The following is a 16,225-nucleotide window of genomic DNA, read 5'->3' as shown; positions in this document are numbered from 1 at the left end:
GACAAAGACCCGGGTGCCGCAGGTCACAATGGGAGGCATGGATATCTCCGCCACATGCGCCTCTCCGCTGATCTCCGTCGCCGAACTGCACGACGCGCTGGCGTCCGCCCGTCCGCCGGTGCTGCTCGACATCCGCTACCGGCTGCCGGCTTTCCAGCCGACCGGCCCGTCCGGGCCCGAGGAGTACGCGGCCGGACACCTGCCCGGCGCTCACTTCATCGACCTGGACCGGGACTTGGCGGGTACGCCCGGCAGCGCCGGCCGCCATCCGCTGCCCGACCCGGAGGAGTTCGGCGCCGCCCTGCGCCGCGCCGGGGTGAGTGCCGGCCGGCCGGTGGTGGTGTACGACGCGGGGCCCGCGCTCTCGGCGGCCCGGGCCTGGTGGCTGCTGCGCTGGGCCGGGCACCCGGACGTCCGGGTGCTGGACGGTGGAGTGACCGGCTGGCGGGAGGCCGGGCTGCCGCTGACGGCCGAGGTACCGGACACCGAGCTCGGCGACTTCAAGCCCGTCCCCGGGCAGCTGCCCACCGTCGACGCCGGGCAGGCCGCCGAACTGGCCCGTACCGGCCTGCTGTTGGACGCCCGCGCGGGGGAGCGGTACCGAGGCGAGGTGGAGCCGCTCGACCCGCGCGCCGGGCACATCCCCGGCGCGGTGAGCGCGCCCACCGCCGAGAACGTGACCGCCGACGGTCGCTTCCGCACCCCCGCCGAGCTGACCGCGCGCTTCAGCGCTCTCGGCGCGGGCGAGCGGGAGGTCGGCGTCTACTGCGGCTCGGGCGTGACGGCCGCGCACGAGCTGCTCGCCCTGGCGGTGGCCGGCTTCCCGGGCGTCCTCTACCCGGGCTCCTGGAGCGAGTGGTCCGCCAACCCGGAGAACCCCGCCGCGACGGGCATGCTGCCGGGCTGACACACCAGCCACAAAAAGGGGCGCGGGGAAGTGCGCGAGACCGGAAGGCAACAGGCCCGCACTCTTCCGTTTCGCGCAGTTCCCCGGGCCCCTACTGGTTCACCCGCTCTGACCGGGCCTTTACTCCTGCTTCTTGCGCCTGCTGCCGAAGACGATCTCGTCCCAGCTGGGCACGGTGGCCCGCCGGCCCGGCCGGACGCCGTCCGCCTCGGCCTGACGGTCCGTCGTCCCGACCAGTCGCTCCCGGTGCGGTGCGACGGCGCGCGGCATCAGGATGTCCGCGTACGCCGAACCCGCGCCGATGCTGGCGGCCGGAGCCGCCTGCTGCTCCTCGGCCTCCTCCGGCGCCTCGGTCGGCACCGCCTCGACGGCGGGGATGGCGAGGTCGTTCCGGAAGGCGGGCACGACGTCCAGCAGGCTGGTCAGCGAATCCCGGTTCTCGGCGGCCGCCTCCCGGCTCTCCCGCACCTCGCGGCCGGACATGATCCGGTCCGCCGAAGGGCGTTCGATCCCGGACATGATCCGGTCGGGCGAGGGGCGTTCGATCATCGGACGGGACGGCCGGTCCTGCGGGAGCCGGGCGATCCGGGGGATGAACGGGAAGACCGACTCCTCCTCGCGCTCCGGGCTCTCACCGATCAGCGTGCGGGCTTCGTCGTCGTTCGGCTGCACCAACCGGCGCGGCGGGTCGTAGGACCAGCTCGCGCTGAGGCCCTCACCGTCGGCCCGGAAGTAGAGGATGACCTCCCAGGTGCCGTCGTCGCGACGCCAGGAGTCCCACCGCTCGGTGTCCTTCTCGGCCCCGCGCAGCGCCAGCCGCTCGGCCACCGCCTCACCGAGCTGCGGACCTGTCGACTCGCCGTGCCGGCGGATCGCGGTCTTCCGCGCCCGCTCGGCCATGAAGGCACGCTCGGCCAGCACCGGACCCTCGAAGCGCCGTACCCGGTCCACCGAGATGCCGGCCGCCTGGGCGACCTCCTCGGCGGAGGCACCGGCACGTATCCGCGCCTGGATGTCACGGGGGCGGAGGTGGCTCTCGACCTCGATCTCGATCTGGCCGAGGCGTGGCCGGTCACCACGGATGGCGGCGCGTAGCCGCTCGTCGATGGGGAGGGTGTACTCCGTGCTGTCGGCAGCCTTGAGCACCAGACGTGTGCCGTCATTGCTGACCGCCACGACGCGCAGTTCGGGCACGGTTACCTCCCGGGTGGTGCCTGCCGACGTCACCTGCGTCGCTGCTCCCGTACTGAGTGTGGCCTGCCCACTCGCGAGTGGCCACAACCTTGCTGAGTTACCCGGCGTGTCGGGCTTTCGCCCGAACTCGCCGCTGTGGCACGGTTGCCTGTTTGCCACGTCGCCGGTCGACGTCTCGCCCGGGTGCCCCGGCCGCCGTCTGATGGGCAGTCGACACGTTGACCGAAGGCTCAGGCTCCACGAACAGTACTCCATTCGTGGCATCCGGAGGGGCGGCTCGCCGTTCAAGTCTCCCGCGATTCACGGGAATCTCAAGAAGGGGCACTCGAACGGCCGACCACCGGTCGACCGACGGTGATCATCTTCACATATATCGACTCCCGAGAACCAGATTTTCGACCCTTGTGTCCTTTTTTGTGCAAGATGGACGGGCTTGTACGAATGTCGAGCCATGGCGACCGAGGGATGTTGATGCCGCAGCAGCGCGATCAGGCAGGGCCGGAGACCGCCGCTCCGCCGCCGCCGGGCGGCCGTGGGCGGATCGACCTGAGCATCGCTCAGGTGGCCGCGAGCGCCCTGGCCACCGTCGTCGGCGCCGTCTTCGCCTCGGAACTCGGCGTCTACGGGACGATCATCGGCGCGGCGGTGGTCAGCGTCGGCGCGACCACCGGCAGTGCGCTGTTCCAGCACCTCTTCAAGCGCACCGGCGAGCAGCTGCGCAGCGCCGTCGAACGCACCCCGGCCGCCCTGGCGAACGACTTCCGGGAGGTGCCCGCCAAGACCTCCCCCGACATCCCCACCCAGGCGTCCACCCAGACGTCCACCCAGGCGTCCACCCAGACGTCCGCCGAGATCTCCGCCGAGTGGAACGAGTCGCGGACGCTCCGTTCGAAGCGGCGCTGGACCTGGCGTACGTACACCGCCGTCTCGGCCCTGGTTTTCGTCCTCGCGATGACGCCGATCGTGGGCTTCGAACTGGCCACCGGGCAGCCGGTGTCGGCGACGGTCAAGGGTGAGAGCGGCAGCGGCACCTCGCTCGGCGGCTCCTCCGACAGCAAGCCCTCGACCCCGAAGCGCGTCGACTCCCCGGGCTCCGGGGGCACGGACCCCGCCACCGTTCCCACCTCGACGCCGACCGGCAGGCCCTCCGGCACGCCGTCCTCGACGCCGAGCGGCACCCCGTCCGGGACACCCTCCAGCACCCCTTCGGGCACCCCGTCGTCCACGCCCTCCAGCACCCCGGCGAACCCCCCGACAAGTACCCCGAGCAGCACGCCCACCACCGCCGGCCCGCCCGGCGCCACACCCCCGGCGACCTCGGCGGCCACGCCGTCGGGCACCCCGTCCCCGTGAAGGTGAGCTACTCCCCGAGGACCCGCCGCAGGTAGTCGTTGCCGAACAGCCGCCCGGGGTCGACCTGGTCGCGCAGCGCGGTGAAGTCGCCGAAGTGCGGGTACACCGAGGCGAGGTAGGCGGCGTCACGGGTGTGCAGCTTGCCCCAGTGCGGACGGCCCTCGTGGGCCGTCATGAGCCGCTCGACCTCGGTGAAGTAGCCGCGCTCCGCCGTGCCCCGGTAGAGGTGGACGGCGATGTACACGGTGTCCCGCCCGCTCGCGGTGGAGAGCCAGAGGTCGTCGGCCGGGGCGGTCCGCACCTCGACGGGGAAGCTGATCCGCCAGCGGGAGCGTTCGACCAGCGCCTTCAGCTCGCGCAGCACCGTGGTCGCCGCCTCGCGCGGCACGGCGTACTCCATCTCGACGAAGCGCACCTTGCGCGGGCTGGTGAACACCTTGTACGCGAGGTCGGTGAAAGTCCGCTCCGACAGGGCCCGGCCGGCCACCTGGGCGATGGTCGGTACGGCCTGCGGGAGCCGCAGGCCCACCTGGCACAGGCCGCCGAAGACGGTGTTGGCGAGGAACTCGTCGTCCAGCCACGCCTTGAAGCCCGACAGCGGCGCGGCCGGTCCCTGGCTGCGGTTGTTGCGCTTGGTGGAGCAGCGGTCGGTGTGCGGGAACCAGTAGAACTCGAAGTGCTCGTTGACGGCGGCGAAGTCGTCGAAGCCCGCCAGCACCTCGCCGAAGGACATCGGCTTCTCGTGGGCGGTCAGCAGGAAGGACGGTTCGACCCCGAAGGTGATCGCGCTGACCACGCCGAGCGCGCCGAGGCCCAGCCGGGCGCCCTCGAACAGCTCGGCGTGCTCGGTCGGCGAGCACTGCCGGACGCTGCCGTCCGCGAGCACGATCTCCAGCGCCCTGATCTGCGCGGCGAGCGAGCCGGAGTCGCGGCCGGTGCCGTGGGTGCCGGTGCTGGTCGCCCCGGCGACGGTCTGCACCTCGATGTCGCCCATGTTGGTGAGCGAGAGACCCGCCGCCGCCAGCAGCCGGTTGAGCCCGGAGAGCGGGAGCCCGGACCCGACCGTGACCGTCCCGGCCTCGCGGTCCAGCTCGTGGACGGCGGTCAGCCCGTGCGGGCGGACCAGGACGCCGTCCCCGGCGGAGGCGATCGCGGTGAAGGAGTGGCCCGAGCCGACGGCCTTCACCGTGCGTCCCTCCTCGGCGGCCCGCCGCACCACCTCGGTCAGCTCGGCGGTGGAGGCCGGGGTGACGACCCGGCTGGGCCGGGCGCTCTGGTTGCCGGCCCAGTTGGTCCAGCCGGCGGGGGTGGCCTGCGGCATTGCGGGTGCCTCCTGCTCCGGGGGCCGGGACGGTGGAAGTCCCGCGCGTCCTACCAGTGAGTAGGGGGGAGCGTAGCCACTCCACCGGCGCAGGTCTATGCCTGTGTCCCACCGTTTGCCAGGTCGGCAGGGGCCACGGCGACCAGCCCGGCCCGCAGCCGGGGCAGGCCCGCCAGCGCGGTCAGCGCGGCGAAGAGTGCGGCGGCCAGCGGCACCCAGTACCCGGTGGGGGCGCCCGAGTGGTCCACCACCAGGCCCGCCACCGAGGAGCCGAGCGCCACGCCCAGCGCCAGCCCGGTGGTCGTCCAGGTCATCCCCTCGGTGAGCTGGGCGGCCGGTACCAGCCGTTCCACCAGTGCCATCGCGGTGATCAGCGTCGGCGAGATGGAGAGCCCCGCGACGAAGAGCGCCGCCCCGACCGCGACCAGCCCCGCCGTGCCCCGCAGCAGCGCCGCGACCACCACGAGCGGCACCAGGCTGGCCGCCATCAGCGCGATCCCGCCGATGAATCGCCCGGCCATCGAGCCCTTGAGCCTGAGCGTCCCGAAGACCACCCCGGCCAGGCACGACCCGAGCGCGTAGACCGCCAGCACCAGGCTGGCGAGCGCGGTGTGCCCCTGCTCCTGCGCGAACGCGACCGTGACCACCTCCACCGAGCCGAAGATCGCGCCGGTCGCCACGAAGGTCACCACCAGCACCTGCAGCCCCGACGAGCGGATCGCCGCCCGCCCCGCCCGGTGCGCGCCCGGGTGGATCGGCGGCTCGGTACGCCGCTGCGCGGTGAACAGCAGGATGCCCGCCGTCAGGAAGATCCCGGAGAGCAGTACCCCCGCCTCCGGGAAGGCCGAGGTGGCCAGGCCGATCGACAGGATCGGGCCGACGATGAAGCAGATCTCGTCCACCACCGCCTCGAACGAGTAGGCGGTGTGCAGCCTGGGCGGCTCGGCGCTGTACAGGTTGGCCCAGCGGGCCCGGACCATCGAGCCGGTGCTCGGCATCAGGCCCATCCCGGCCGCGCAGACGAACAGTGCCCAGTCGGGCGCGTCGAAGCGCGCGCAGAGCAGCAGCGCGGCGGCCGCGAGGATGGTCAGGCCGGTGGCGGGCAGCGCGATCCGGCGCTGGCCGTGGCGGTCCACCAGGCGGGAGACCTGCGGGCCGAGGGCTGCCAGCGAGAGCGCCAGCACCGCCGAGACCGCGCCCGCGAGACCGTACGAGCCGCGCAGCTGGGACAGCATGGTCACGATGCCGATGCCGGTCATCGAGATCGGCAGCCGGGCTATCAGGCCGGCGGACGAGAAGGCCAGCGTGCCGGGGGCGGCGAATATCTGGCGGTAGCTGGACAGCACGAGGGGCTCCGCGGGGTGGTCTGACGGTCGGTCCGAGGCGCGGTTCGTAAGCTGCACGAGCCACATTGACAGCTTACGAACCGTGGCAAACGATTACTGCCCGGCACCTTCCCCCATGGTCTTTAGTGGCAGGATCGGTGCCATGTCCGAGACGCTCACCTCCACCGACCCCGCGCCGTACGACGCGCTGCTGCTGCTCTCGTTCGGGGGCCCCGAGGCACCCGAGGACGTGGTGCCGTTCCTGGAGAACGTCACCCGTGGCCGGGGCATCCCCAAGGAGCGGCTGGCCGAGGTCGGCAAGCACTACTTCCTGTTCGGCGGCGTCAGCCCGATCAACGAGCAGAACCGTGATCTGCTGGCCGCCCTGCGCAAGGACTTCGCCGAGCACGGCCTCGACCTGCCGGTGTACTGGGGCAACCGGAACTGGGCCCCCTACCTGGTCGACATCCTGCGCGACATCGCCGAGGACGGCCACCGGCGGGTGCTCGTCCTGGCCACCAGCGCCTACGCCGGGTACTCCGGCTGCCGCCAGTACCGGGAGAACCTCGCCGCCGCGCTGGAGCAGCTGCTCGGCGAGGGCCTGCCCGAGCTGCGGGTGGACAAGCTGCGGCACTTCTACAACCACCCGGGTTTCGTCCGGCCGATGATCGACGCGACCCTGGCCGCGCTCGCCGAGCTCCCCGCAGGGGTCCGGGACGAGGCCCGGCTGGCCTTCACCACCCACTCCATCCCGGTCTCGATGGCCGAAACCTCCGGTGCGCCCGACGACCCGGCCCGGGGCACGCCCGGCGGCGCGTACGTGGCCCAGCACCTGGAGGTGGCCCGGCTGGTCGCCGAGGGCGTGGCGACGGCCACCGGTGTCGCGGACCGCCCGTGGCAGCTGGTCTTCCAGAGCCGCAGCGGCGCGCCGCACATCCCGTGGCTGGAACCGGACATCTGCGAGCACCTGGAGACCCTGCACACGGCGGGCGCCCCGGCGGCGGTGATGGTCCCGATCGGGTTCGTCTCCGACCACATGGAGGTCAAGTACGACCTCGACACCGAGGCTCGCGCCAAGGCGGCGGAACTCGGCCTGCCGGTCGCCCGCGCCGCCACCGTGGGCGCCGACCCGCGCTTCACCGCCGCCGTCCGCGAACTGCTGCTGGAGCGCGCGGCGAGCGAGCGGGGCGTACCCGTGGAGCGCTGCGCCCTGGGCACGCTGGGCGCGAGCCACGACGTGTGCGCCGTCGCCTGCTGCCCCAACCCCCGTACGCCCCGGCCCGCCGCCGCCGAGCGCTGACCACCCCTTCAGGAGGAGACACCCGTGCCCAACCCCGAGCTGCTGGCCGAGCTGCTGGACGTCGCCGTGGACGCCGCGACCCGCGCGGGCGCCCTGCTCCGCGACGGCCGGCCCGCCGATCTGGGCGTCGCCGCGACCAAGAGCAGCCCAGTCGACGTGGTCACCGAGATGGACCTGGCCTCCGAGAAGCTCGTCCTGGAGCTGATCAGCGGGCGCCGCCCCGACGACGGCTACCTCGGGGAGGAGGGCGCCGACCGCCCCGGCACCAGCGGCGTCCGCTGGGTGGTCGACCCGCTCGACGGCACCGTCAACTACCTCTACGGCCTGCCGTCCTGGGGCGTCAGCGTGGCGGCCGAACTCGACGGCCGGGCGGTGGTCGGCGTGGTCGCCGTCCCGGCCCGGGACGAGCTCTTCCACGCGGTCCTCGGCGGCGGCGCCTTCCTGAACCGGCGGCCGGTCTCCTGCCGCCCGGCACCGCCGTGGGGGCAGGCCCTGGTCGGCACCGGCTTCAACTACGTCCAGCACGCCCGGGTCCACCAGGCCGAGGTGCTGCACGCCCTGATGCCGGAGGTCCGCGACATCCGCCGGGCCGGCGCGGCGGCCGTCGACCTCTGCGACGTCGCCGCCGGCCGCCTGGACGCCTTCTACGAGCGCGGACTCCAGCCCTGGGACATGGCGGCCGGCGTCCTGATCGCCCGCGAGGCAGGCGCCCTCGCCGGGGGCCGCCCCGGCGAGGAGCCGCACGGCGGCCTCACGGTGACCGCCCCGCCCGGAGTGTTCGAGCCGCTCCAGACCCGACTTGACGAACTCGGCGCCTGGCACGACTGAGGCTGCTCGCACGACCGGGACCGCCGGGCACACCGCAGCGAAGAGCCCTGGCCCACGAATACGTGGCGCCAGGGCTCGGGGTCAGCTACCCCTTACGGCTCTCGGGGTACGTGGTCCGGTGAGTCCGGTGCGATGGTGCGATGGTGTCGGTCGGTCGGGAGACCGGGTCAGGCGGCGGCGCGGTGCATCTCCCGCACCGGGTCGACGCCGTGTTCGGCGGCGAGTCGGCGCAGGTCGTCCAGTTCGGACTGCTCGACCTCGGCGAGGAACTCGTCACCGGACTCGAGTGCGCGGTGCAGGTCCTGCTCGGCATTCTTTATGCGCTGCAGGATTCCGGCGGTGAAGGCGTCCATACTGCCCCCTTGCTGTGTCGGACGGGCACGGTCGGCGTTCCCCGGAGCGGAGGTGCTGAGCCAACGGAAGCGCCCGGGTGGATGGTGCTCCCGGATGACGCGGAGCCGGCCGAAGGCTGCTCCCGATGACACGTGACCCCTGAACCGGTGCGGATGAACGCACGGAGGGTGGTTGCGACCGGCGCTCGGCCCGATCGCGTGGTGTGAAGCTGTCCTCCCCACCCGCCGGGGAGGGAAACCTAAGAAGTCGAGAAAGTTGCCTGCGTCACAGTCCATTCGGTGCTCGGTGGTACCGCTTACCGGCTCCGCCGACCCCTGTCCTCCAAGCGTCGCCCCACCGCTTACCGCTGCTTTAACCCGGGACCAGGCAGGATGGAACCACCGTCGGACCCGTGTGTGTGGGGAGAACCCGGCGGCCCAAAGGTCCGTACGCCGGTGACCCGCACGGGCGGGGCACGGTGGGGCCGCTCCTGGAGAAGGGACAACCACCGTGCGGGTACTCGTCGTGGAGGACGAGCAGTTGCTCGCCGAAGCCGTCGCGACCGGTCTGCGCCGCGAGGCGATGGCCGTCGACGTGGTCTACGACGGTGAGGCCGCGCTCCAGCGGATCGCCGTCAACGACTACGACGTGGTGGTCCTGGACCGAGACCTCCCGCTGGTGCACGGCGACGATGTCTGCCGGAGCGTCGTCGAGCAGGGCCTCGCCACCCGGGTGATCATGCTGACCGCCTCCGGCGACATCAGCGACCGGGTCGAGGGCCTGGAGATCGGCGCGGACGACTACCTCCCCAAGCCGTTCGCTTTCAGCGAACTCGTCGCCCGGGTCCGGGCCCTCGGCCGCCGGGCGACCGTGCCGCTGCCGCCGGTGCTGGAGCGGGCCGGGATCTCCCTCGACCCCGGGCGCCGCGAGGTGCTCCGGGACGGGAAGCCCGTCCAGCTCGCGCCCAAGGAGTTCGCCGTCCTGGAGGTCCTGATGCGGGCGGGCGGCGCGGTCGTCTCGGCCGAACAGCTGCTGGAGAAGGCGTGGGACGAGCACACCGACCCGTTCACCAACGTCGTCCGGGTCACCGTCATGACGCTGCGCCGCAAGCTCGGCGACCCCGCCGTGATCGTCACCATCCCGGGCTCCGGCTACCGCATCTGACCAGCTGCGGCCGGCTTCCGGCCCCCACCGCCCGCCACCCCCGTCATCCGAGCCCCCGTCATCCGAGCCCCCGCCATCCGAAACCCTGGCATCCGAGAGGAAAGTCATGACCCCCCCGCCCCCCGTCGGCGGGGCCTCCGGCGCGCCCGCCGGCGGCCCTGTGCCGCCCCGCCCGGCGCAGTCCCCGTCCGGCTCGCCCGGTCCGAAGCCCGGCCCAAAGCCCGGTTCCACGCCCGGCTCCGCGTCGGTCCCGGTGGTGCAGGCCGTCCCCGGCCGCGAGTCCCCGGTCTACACCCCTGGCGACGGGCTGCTCGGCTGGCTGCAGCTGCGCCCGACCATCCGGATCAGGCTGACCCTGCTCTACGGCGGGATGTTCCTGATGGCCGGGGTCGTGCTGCTGCTGCTGATGTACTGGTTCGTCAAGCAGTCGTTCCAGGACGTGACGAACTCCGTCCCCAACCTCACCCTCGGCCCCGGCGTCAAGATGGTCGCCCCCGACGGGAGTGAGATCAGCGGCTCGAACTTCAGTCAGTACCTCACGCACGTCCAGGCCAGCCAGGCCCATGTGGCCCTGGCGACGCTGCTCCGCAAGGCCCTCGCTGCCCTGGTCTGTCTCGCGGTGATCGCGTTCGCCGCCGGGTACGCGATGGCCGGCCGGGTGCTCCGCCCGCTCAACCGGATCACCCGCACCGCCCGCGAGGTGGCCAGCTCGGACCTGCACCGCAGGATCGAGATGGACGGACCGGACGACGAGCTCAAGGAGCTCGCCGACACCTTCGACGACATGCTCGACCGCCTGGACCGCTCCTTCGACTCCCAGCGCCGCTTCGTCGCCAACGCCTCGCACGAGCTCCGCACACCGCTGGCGATCAACCGGACCCTGCTGGAGGTCCAGCTCTCCGACCCGGCCGCCTCGACCGACCTGCAGCAGCTCGGCAAGACCCTGCTGGCCACCAACGAACGCAGTGAGCAGCTGGTCGAGGGGCTGCTGCTGCTGGCCCGCAGCGACAACGAGCTGACCGACCGGCGCCCGGTCGAGCTGTCCGAGGTCGCCGTCCGCGCCCTGGAGCAGATCCGGCCGGAGGCGGTCGGCCGCGAGGTCGTGCTGCGCCCCGCCCTGGAGCCCGTCACGGTTGCCGGGAACGGCGTCCTGCTGGAGCGGATCGCGCTCAACCTGCTGCAGAACGCGGTCCGCTACAACGTCGCCGACGGCTGGGTGGAGATCTCCACCGCGCCCGCTCCCGGCGGTGGTGGCGAGCTGGTGGTCAGCAACACGGGCCCGGTGGTGCCGGGTTATGAGCTGGAGCACATCTTCGAGCCGTTCCGCCGGGTGAAGGGTGCCGACCGCACCCGCAGCGACAAGGGGGTCGGGCTCGGGCTCTCCATCGTCCGCTCGGTGGTCCGGGCCCACGGAGGTGCCATCGAGGCCACTCCGCGTACCGGAGGCGGCCTGACGATCCGGGTACGCATCCCTGGAGCCTGAGCGCCGATCCCGGGCGGTGGGACGCCGCCTGCGCCCTTTCGCCCGTCCGTCCACCGAATCCGTCCGGATGCGGACGATCTACGCATTTCCCCGGCCGCCCCTGCCACTCCTGTCAAGACGACATAAGTGCTGGCAGGGGCGGCTTGTCATTTCGCTCCGGAACAACTTACGGTTACGTAACCTACGCAGCCGTAAGTGAGTCGCAGCAGTCCGGCTCCGCCGGCCATCTGTGCGTCCCACCCGTCTCTGCCCGCCTCAGGAGCACCAGCCGTGACCATCGCACCCGTGCAGCGCACCGCCTCCACCGCCTGGACCGACGCCCACCTGATCCTGCAGCTCGAAGAGGTGGTGGAGACCGAGCTCAACCGCCACCTGAAGGTCGCCAAGGAGTGGATGCCGCACGAGTTCGTGCCGTGGAGCCAGGGGCGGGACTTCGACGGCGCGCTCGGCGGTGAGGCCTGGGCGCTCGACCAGTCCAAGGTCACCCCGCTCGGCCGGGTCGCCCTGGTGGTGAACCTGCTGACCGAGGACAACCTCCCCAGCTACCACCACGAGATCGCGACCATGTTCGGCCGCGAGGGTGCCTGGGGTACCTGGGTGCACCGCTGGACGGCCGAGGAGGGCCGGCACGGTATAGCGCTCCGCGACTACCTGCTGACCACCCGCGCGGTGGACCCGGTGGAGCTGGAGCGGGCCCGCATGATCCACATGTCGGAGGGCTTCGAGTCCGACAACGCGCACAGCATGCTGCACTCGGTCGCGTACGTCGCCTTCCAGGAGCTCGCGACCCGGATCTCGCACCGCAACACCGGTCACTACGCGGGCGACCCGCTCTGCGAGCAGCTGCTCGCGAAGATCGCCAACGACGAGAACCTGCACATGGTCTTCTACCGGAACCTGCTGAAGGCCGCCCTGGACTTCGCGCCGGACCAGACCATGCGGGCCATCGCCGACGTGGTGACCGACTTCCGGATGCCCGGACACGGCATGCCCGGATTCGAACGCTCCGCCGCCCAGCTCGCCATCGGCGGGATCTACAACCTCCGGATCCACCACGACGACGTGCTGCAGCCGGTGCTGCGCCACCTCAAGGTGATGGAGATCCGCGGCCTCGGCCCGGCGGGCCAGCTCGCCCAGGACGAGCTCGGACGCTTCCTCGAGGGCCTCGACGCCCAGGCCTCGAAGTTCGACGAGCGACAGGCCGCGCTGCTCGCCCGCAAGGCTGCCAACGCCGCCAGGAAGTAGGTTGTGGCGTAGGTTCGGGTGACGGATTTTCGGGATTTTGCCCGAAAAATCCTCGATGTGATCAAGGTCACACTTTGTTGCACGACACGTTCGGATGATCTCGTAGGGTGACCACCCGTTCGAGTGGCAAAGTCGCCGAACGTGACCGGGAGGCGGCGCGGGGGAGTTGGCGACGAGTTGTCAGCCCCCTTGGTCCGCCCGGCTCTTCCCGGTCGTACGACGGGCTTCCGGTCACTCCCGGTAGTAGTCGGACGGCCGCCGAGCGCCCCCCTTCACAGCTCCGCGCCGGGCCGTTCGGGCCATATTCGATCACCCCGATGTGCTTGCCACTGGGTGTCGATTGAGTAACAGGGCTTGAAGTAAGGCAAAATCTCGGCCTCGGGTCGGGCACAAGACCGGCCCCCCGTGCGTTACGTGCGCTGGAGATACCCGCACACACCCAAAGGGGGAGAGCGAAACATGGCAACGGACTACGACACCCCACGCAAGACCGATGACGACCTCAACGAGGACAGCATCGAGGAGCTGAAGGCCAGGCGTAACGAGAAGTCCGGCGGCAACGTCGACGTCGACGAGTACGACGCGGCCGAGGGGCTGGAGCTTCCGGGCGCCGACCTCTCGAACGAGGAGCTTTCGGTTCGGGTCCTGCCCCGCCAGGCGGACGAGTTCACCTGCATGAACTGCTTCCTGGTGCACCACCGCAGCCAGCTGGCCCGTGAGAAGAACGGTCAGCCCATCTGCCGGGACTGTGACTGAGCAGTCGGCCGGCCCGACCCGGGCCCGACGGTCACCCGTCGGCTCGGTACAGCGCCCCGACCGGTCTTGAACAACGGGACCGGAGGCTGAACCGGCGATCGTCCAGGCGATCGCACCCGCAGGAGAGTCCTGCACAGGGAAAACAGCACGGCTGGAGTACTGGGACGGTCCCGCAACCGCGGAGCCGTCCCTCCGCCGTTTCCGGGCCCGGCAGCTCCGCCTGCGAGCCGCCGGCGCCCCTGCCGCGACCGGCGGACCCGCTCAGCGGCCGGTGCTCTGCCGCTCGGCCGTCAGCGCCTCGGCGAGCCGCTGCGGCGAGCGGGTCGACAGGTAGACGTACGGCGTCGGGTCCTTCGGATCGGTGATCTCGATCCGAAGGGCGGTCGGCACGTAGCTCCGGAGCAGCATGAAGGCCCGGGGGTCCGCCTTCACGGAGCGCCAGGCGACGGCCTCGGCGGGGGTGAGCGGGTGGGCCGTGCCCAGGGCGCTGACCGGGATGCGCGCCTGCCCGGCGACCAGCGAACCCTGCACCACGCGGATCCGCGCGGAGCCGTAGCTGCTGAGCGCGGCGGCGCCGGCCACGATCCCGACCACCAGGCCGACCAGGGCGGCGACCGCGTCGTAACGCAGCAGGATCAGCGCGACTGAGAGCCCGCAGGCCACCGAGAGCAGCCACCACGAGCGGGGGACGGTAAGGCGTTCGTCGTACATGCCCCCATTCTGGGCGCTCGGTGTCGCGGGCCCGGCGCCGCCCCTGCCGCAGCGTGGCTACCCGGCGGTAGGGTCGCGCCTGTGAACAGACCCGACACCACCCCAGCTGCGGCTCAGGGCGTGGACCAGCCCACCCCCGTCCGGGCTGTCGTCCTCGCACCGACCACGCCACCCGCAGACGCCGTGCTGCCGCCCCGGGCCCCCGAGGCACCGGCCCCCGGGTCGCTGCTCGGCTCGCACTACGACCACTGTTTCGGCTGCGGCCCCCAGCACCCGCAGGGGCTCCAGCTGGTGGTCACAGCCGGCGAAGGGTTGGAGGTGACCGCCGAGTTCACCGTGCGCGTGGCTCACCAGGGCGCTCCCGGTCTGGCCCACGGCGGCCTGCTGGCGACGGCGATGGACGAGACCCTCGGCAGTCTCAGCTGGCTGCTGCACGCTCCGTCGGTGACCGGTCGACTGGAGACCGATTTCGTCCGTCCCGTCCCGGTGGACTCCGCGCTCCACATCAGCGCCTGGGTCACCGGAGTGCACGGGCGGAAGATCTACGGCGCGGCGGAAGGACGGATCGGTGGTCCGGACGGACCGGTCGCGATCCGGGCTCAGGCGCTCTTCGTCCAGGTGAAGCTGGAACACTTCACCTCGCACGGTCGTCCCGAGGACATCAAGAACGTCCTGGACGACCCGGACCTGATCAAGCGCGCCCGAGCCTTCGAGGTGAACCCGTGAGCACCACCGCCCGTCCGCCGGTAGACATCCTGATCCGGCGGATCGACCCCGAAATCCCCCTTCCCGCGTACGAGCACCCCGGCGACGCCGGCGCGGACCTGCGCACCACCATCGACGCCGAGCTGGCGCCGGGTGAGCGCGCGCTGCTCCCCACCGGGATCGGGATCGCCCTCCCGGACGGCTACGCCGCCTTCGTGCACCCGCGTTCGGGACTCGCTGCTCGTTGCGGTGTTGCCCTTGTGAACGCCCCAGGGACGGTCGATGCCGGGTACCGTGGTGAGATCAAGGTGATCGTCGTCAATCTGGACCCGCGCGAGGGGGTCAGCTTCCGCCGAGGTGACCGCATCGCCCAGCTGGTGATCCAGCAGGTCGAGAAGGCGCGCTTCCATGAGGTGGCCGAGCTGCCCGGGTCGGCACGTGCCGAAGGTGGGTTCGGGTCGACCGGCGGTCATGCCGCGGTCTAGCATGCCCGCGACCTCGGCCCGCGACCTCGCAGTGGCCGAGCAGGTATTCGCTTCGGTCTTCGACCGGGAAGGACAGTGACCGTGTTCCGTCGTCGCCAGAAGAGCGAGGACGCTGTCGAGCAGCTCGCCGACGACGCCATCAGCGCCGACGAGACGCCCGATGACGTCGAAGGTTCCGCCGACTCCGAGAGCGAGAACCAGACAGACCTTGACCCGGCGGACCGGGTCGGCCTGCCGCCGGCTCCGCGCCCGGACGGTCCGTGGGACATGTCCGAGCTGGAGAACCCGGAGGAGGGCCGAGTCGACCTCGGCGGTCTCCTCGTCCCCGGTGTGGAGGGCATGGAGCTCCGGGTGGAGGTGGCCGGCGATGCGATCGTGGCCGCCACCCTCGTCCTCGGCAACAGCGCGATCCAGCTGCAGGCTTTCGCCGCCCCCAAGTCCGAGGGCATCTGGGGCGAGGTCCGCGACGAGATCGCCACCGGTATCACCCAGCAGGGTGGGCTGGTCGAAGAGGAAGAAGGCCCGCTGGGCTGGCACCTCCGGGCCCAGGTACCGGTGCAGCTGCCGGACGGGACGCAGGGCGTCCAGCTGGTCCGCTTCGTCGGCTGTGACGGTCCGCGCTGGTTCCTGCGCGGAGTGATCTCCGGCCAGGCCGCCGTGCAGCCGGAGATGGCCGGCGTCCTGGAGCAGGTCTTCCAGCAGACCGTCGTGGTCCGAGGCGAGACACCGATGGCGCCGCGCGACCCCATCGTCCTCAAGCTCCCCGAGGATGCCCAGATGGTCGCCGACGGCGGCGTCACGGAGACCGAGGGCTCCCGCTTCGGCGGCGCCGCTCTCGACCCCTTCGCCCGTGGCCCAGAGATCACCGAGGTCCACTGACCGAGGCTCCTGGCTCCACTCGTTCATCCCAGATCGCCCCTGTCCGGATCACCCGGCGGGGGCGATTTGCTTGTGGGACGCCGTCCCACGTACAGTTCCGGAGTCGCACCGAGAGGGGCGAAGAAAAGCGAGTCTGGTGAGTGAAACTCCGGAAAACGGAGCGGAAATCATCTGCTAAGCTGGAAACACGAAAGAACGAACGAAGCGCCCGGAGAGCTTGCGAGAGCGGCTTGAAG

The 16,225-nt window shown here is 71.6% G+C and carries 16 protein-coding genes; 11 read left to right on the top strand and 5 right to left on the bottom strand.

What is annotated here, in order from left to right; translation table 11 throughout:
- Positions 1-37 precede the first annotated feature (37 nt).
- Positions 38-907 carry a sulfurtransferase gene (locus P3T29_RS29260; RefSeq protein WP_280719690.1) on the top strand — a complete coding sequence of 290 codons (870 nt, stop codon included), beginning with the start codon at positions 38-40 and terminating at the stop codon, positions 905-907.
- A 120-nt stretch (positions 908-1,027) separates the two neighbouring features.
- On the opposite strand, the gene sepH is transcribed toward P3T29_RS29260, so the two are convergent.
- Positions 1,028-2,134 carry a septation protein SepH gene (gene sepH, locus P3T29_RS29255; protein ID WP_280719689.1) on the bottom strand — a complete coding sequence of 369 codons (1,107 nt, stop codon included), beginning with the start codon at positions 2,132-2,134 and terminating at the stop codon, positions 1,028-1,030.
- Between the two features lie 438 nt (positions 2,135-2,572).
- Between sepH and P3T29_RS29250 the strand changes: the two genes are divergently transcribed.
- The gene (locus tag P3T29_RS29250) at positions 2,573-3,454 is read left to right on the top strand and encodes a hypothetical protein (protein ID WP_280719688.1); all 882 of its coding nucleotides are present in this window, start codon (positions 2,573-2,575) and stop codon (positions 3,452-3,454) included.
- A 7-nt stretch (positions 3,455-3,461) separates the two neighbouring features.
- Here the strand turns inward: P3T29_RS29250 and P3T29_RS29245 are convergent, their stop codons facing one another.
- Both P3T29_RS29245 and P3T29_RS29240 read right to left on the bottom strand, forming a co-directional pair.
- Complete coding sequence (locus P3T29_RS29245; RefSeq protein ID WP_280719687.1) at positions 3,462-4,775, bottom strand: D-arabinono-1,4-lactone oxidase; 1,314 nt, start codon at positions 4,773-4,775, stop codon at positions 3,462-3,464.
- A gap of 95 nt (positions 4,776-4,870) precedes the next feature.
- Positions 4,871-6,121, bottom strand: a complete 1,251-nt coding sequence (locus tag P3T29_RS29240; protein WP_280719686.1) for an MFS transporter — start codon at positions 6,119-6,121, stop codon at positions 4,871-4,873.
- A gap of 142 nt (positions 6,122-6,263) precedes the next feature.
- Between P3T29_RS29240 and P3T29_RS29235 the strand changes: the two genes are divergently transcribed.
- Positions 6,264-7,400 carry a ferrochelatase gene (locus P3T29_RS29235; RefSeq protein ID WP_280719685.1) on the top strand — a complete coding sequence of 379 codons (1,137 nt, stop codon included), beginning with the start codon at positions 6,264-6,266 and terminating at the stop codon, positions 7,398-7,400.
- 24 nt (positions 7,401-7,424) lie between these two features.
- On the top strand, positions 7,425-8,228 hold the full coding sequence (locus P3T29_RS29230) for an inositol monophosphatase family protein (protein ID WP_280719684.1): 804 nt from the start codon (positions 7,425-7,427) through the stop codon (positions 8,226-8,228).
- A gap of 167 nt (positions 8,229-8,395) precedes the next feature.
- Here P3T29_RS29230 and P3T29_RS29225 read toward each other — a convergent pair whose 3' ends face one another.
- A complete protein-coding gene (locus tag P3T29_RS29225; protein ID WP_280719683.1) occupies positions 8,396-8,581 on the bottom strand; it encodes a hypothetical protein in 186 nt (61 codons plus the stop codon).
- A gap of 490 nt (positions 8,582-9,071) precedes the next feature.
- Here P3T29_RS29225 and P3T29_RS29220 point away from each other — a divergent pair, with 490 nt between their 5' ends.
- The 4 genes from P3T29_RS29220 to P3T29_RS29205 all read left to right on the top strand — a co-directional run bounded on the left by P3T29_RS29220 (position 9,072) and on the right by P3T29_RS29205 (position 13,209).
- On the top strand, positions 9,072-9,725 hold the full coding sequence (locus tag P3T29_RS29220) for a response regulator transcription factor (RefSeq protein ID WP_280719682.1): 654 nt from the start codon (positions 9,072-9,074) through the stop codon (positions 9,723-9,725).
- Positions 9,726-9,831: 106 nt separating this feature from the next.
- Complete coding sequence (locus P3T29_RS29215; protein ID WP_280719681.1) at positions 9,832-11,208, top strand: HAMP domain-containing sensor histidine kinase; 1,377 nt, start codon at positions 9,832-9,834, stop codon at positions 11,206-11,208.
- 270 nt (positions 11,209-11,478) lie between these two features.
- Positions 11,479-12,453, top strand: coding sequence for an acyl-ACP desaturase (locus P3T29_RS29210; RefSeq protein ID WP_280719680.1), 975 nt, complete (start codon positions 11,479-11,481; stop codon positions 12,451-12,453).
- A 459-nt stretch (positions 12,454-12,912) separates the two neighbouring features.
- Positions 12,913-13,209: a DUF4193 domain-containing protein gene (locus tag P3T29_RS29205; RefSeq protein WP_280719679.1), complete on the top strand. Its 297-nt coding sequence runs from the start codon at positions 12,913-12,915 to the stop codon at positions 13,207-13,209.
- A gap of 261 nt (positions 13,210-13,470) precedes the next feature.
- Here the strand turns inward: P3T29_RS29205 and P3T29_RS29200 are convergent, their stop codons facing one another.
- Positions 13,471-13,920: a DUF3093 domain-containing protein gene (locus P3T29_RS29200; protein ID WP_280719678.1), complete on the bottom strand. Its 450-nt coding sequence runs from the start codon at positions 13,918-13,920 to the stop codon at positions 13,471-13,473.
- A 120-nt stretch (positions 13,921-14,040) separates the two neighbouring features.
- On the opposite strand from P3T29_RS29200, the gene P3T29_RS29195 reads away from it, so the two are divergent.
- The 3 genes from P3T29_RS29195 (at position 14,041) to P3T29_RS29185 (ending at position 15,989) form a co-directional block, all read left to right on the top strand.
- Complete coding sequence (locus tag P3T29_RS29195; protein WP_280719710.1) at positions 14,041-14,646, top strand: PaaI family thioesterase; 606 nt, start codon at positions 14,041-14,043, stop codon at positions 14,644-14,646.
- Positions 14,643-15,110: a dUTP diphosphatase gene (gene dut / locus P3T29_RS29190; RefSeq protein ID WP_280719677.1), complete on the top strand. Its 468-nt coding sequence runs from the start codon at positions 14,643-14,645 to the stop codon at positions 15,108-15,110. Before P3T29_RS29195 ends, dut begins: the two co-directional genes overlap by 4 nt.
- A gap of 81 nt (positions 15,111-15,191) precedes the next feature.
- Entirely contained in the window at positions 15,192-15,989 is a 798-nt protein-coding gene (locus tag P3T29_RS29185) for a DUF3710 domain-containing protein (RefSeq protein ID WP_280719676.1), read from the top strand.
- Positions 15,990-16,225: the final 236 nt, after the last annotated feature.

The organism is Kitasatospora sp. MAP5-34 (assembly GCF_029894335.1).
Lineage (GTDB): Bacteria > Actinomycetota > Actinomycetes > Streptomycetales > Streptomycetaceae > Kitasatospora.
This window is presented reverse-complemented; position numbering and strand designations above follow the sequence as displayed.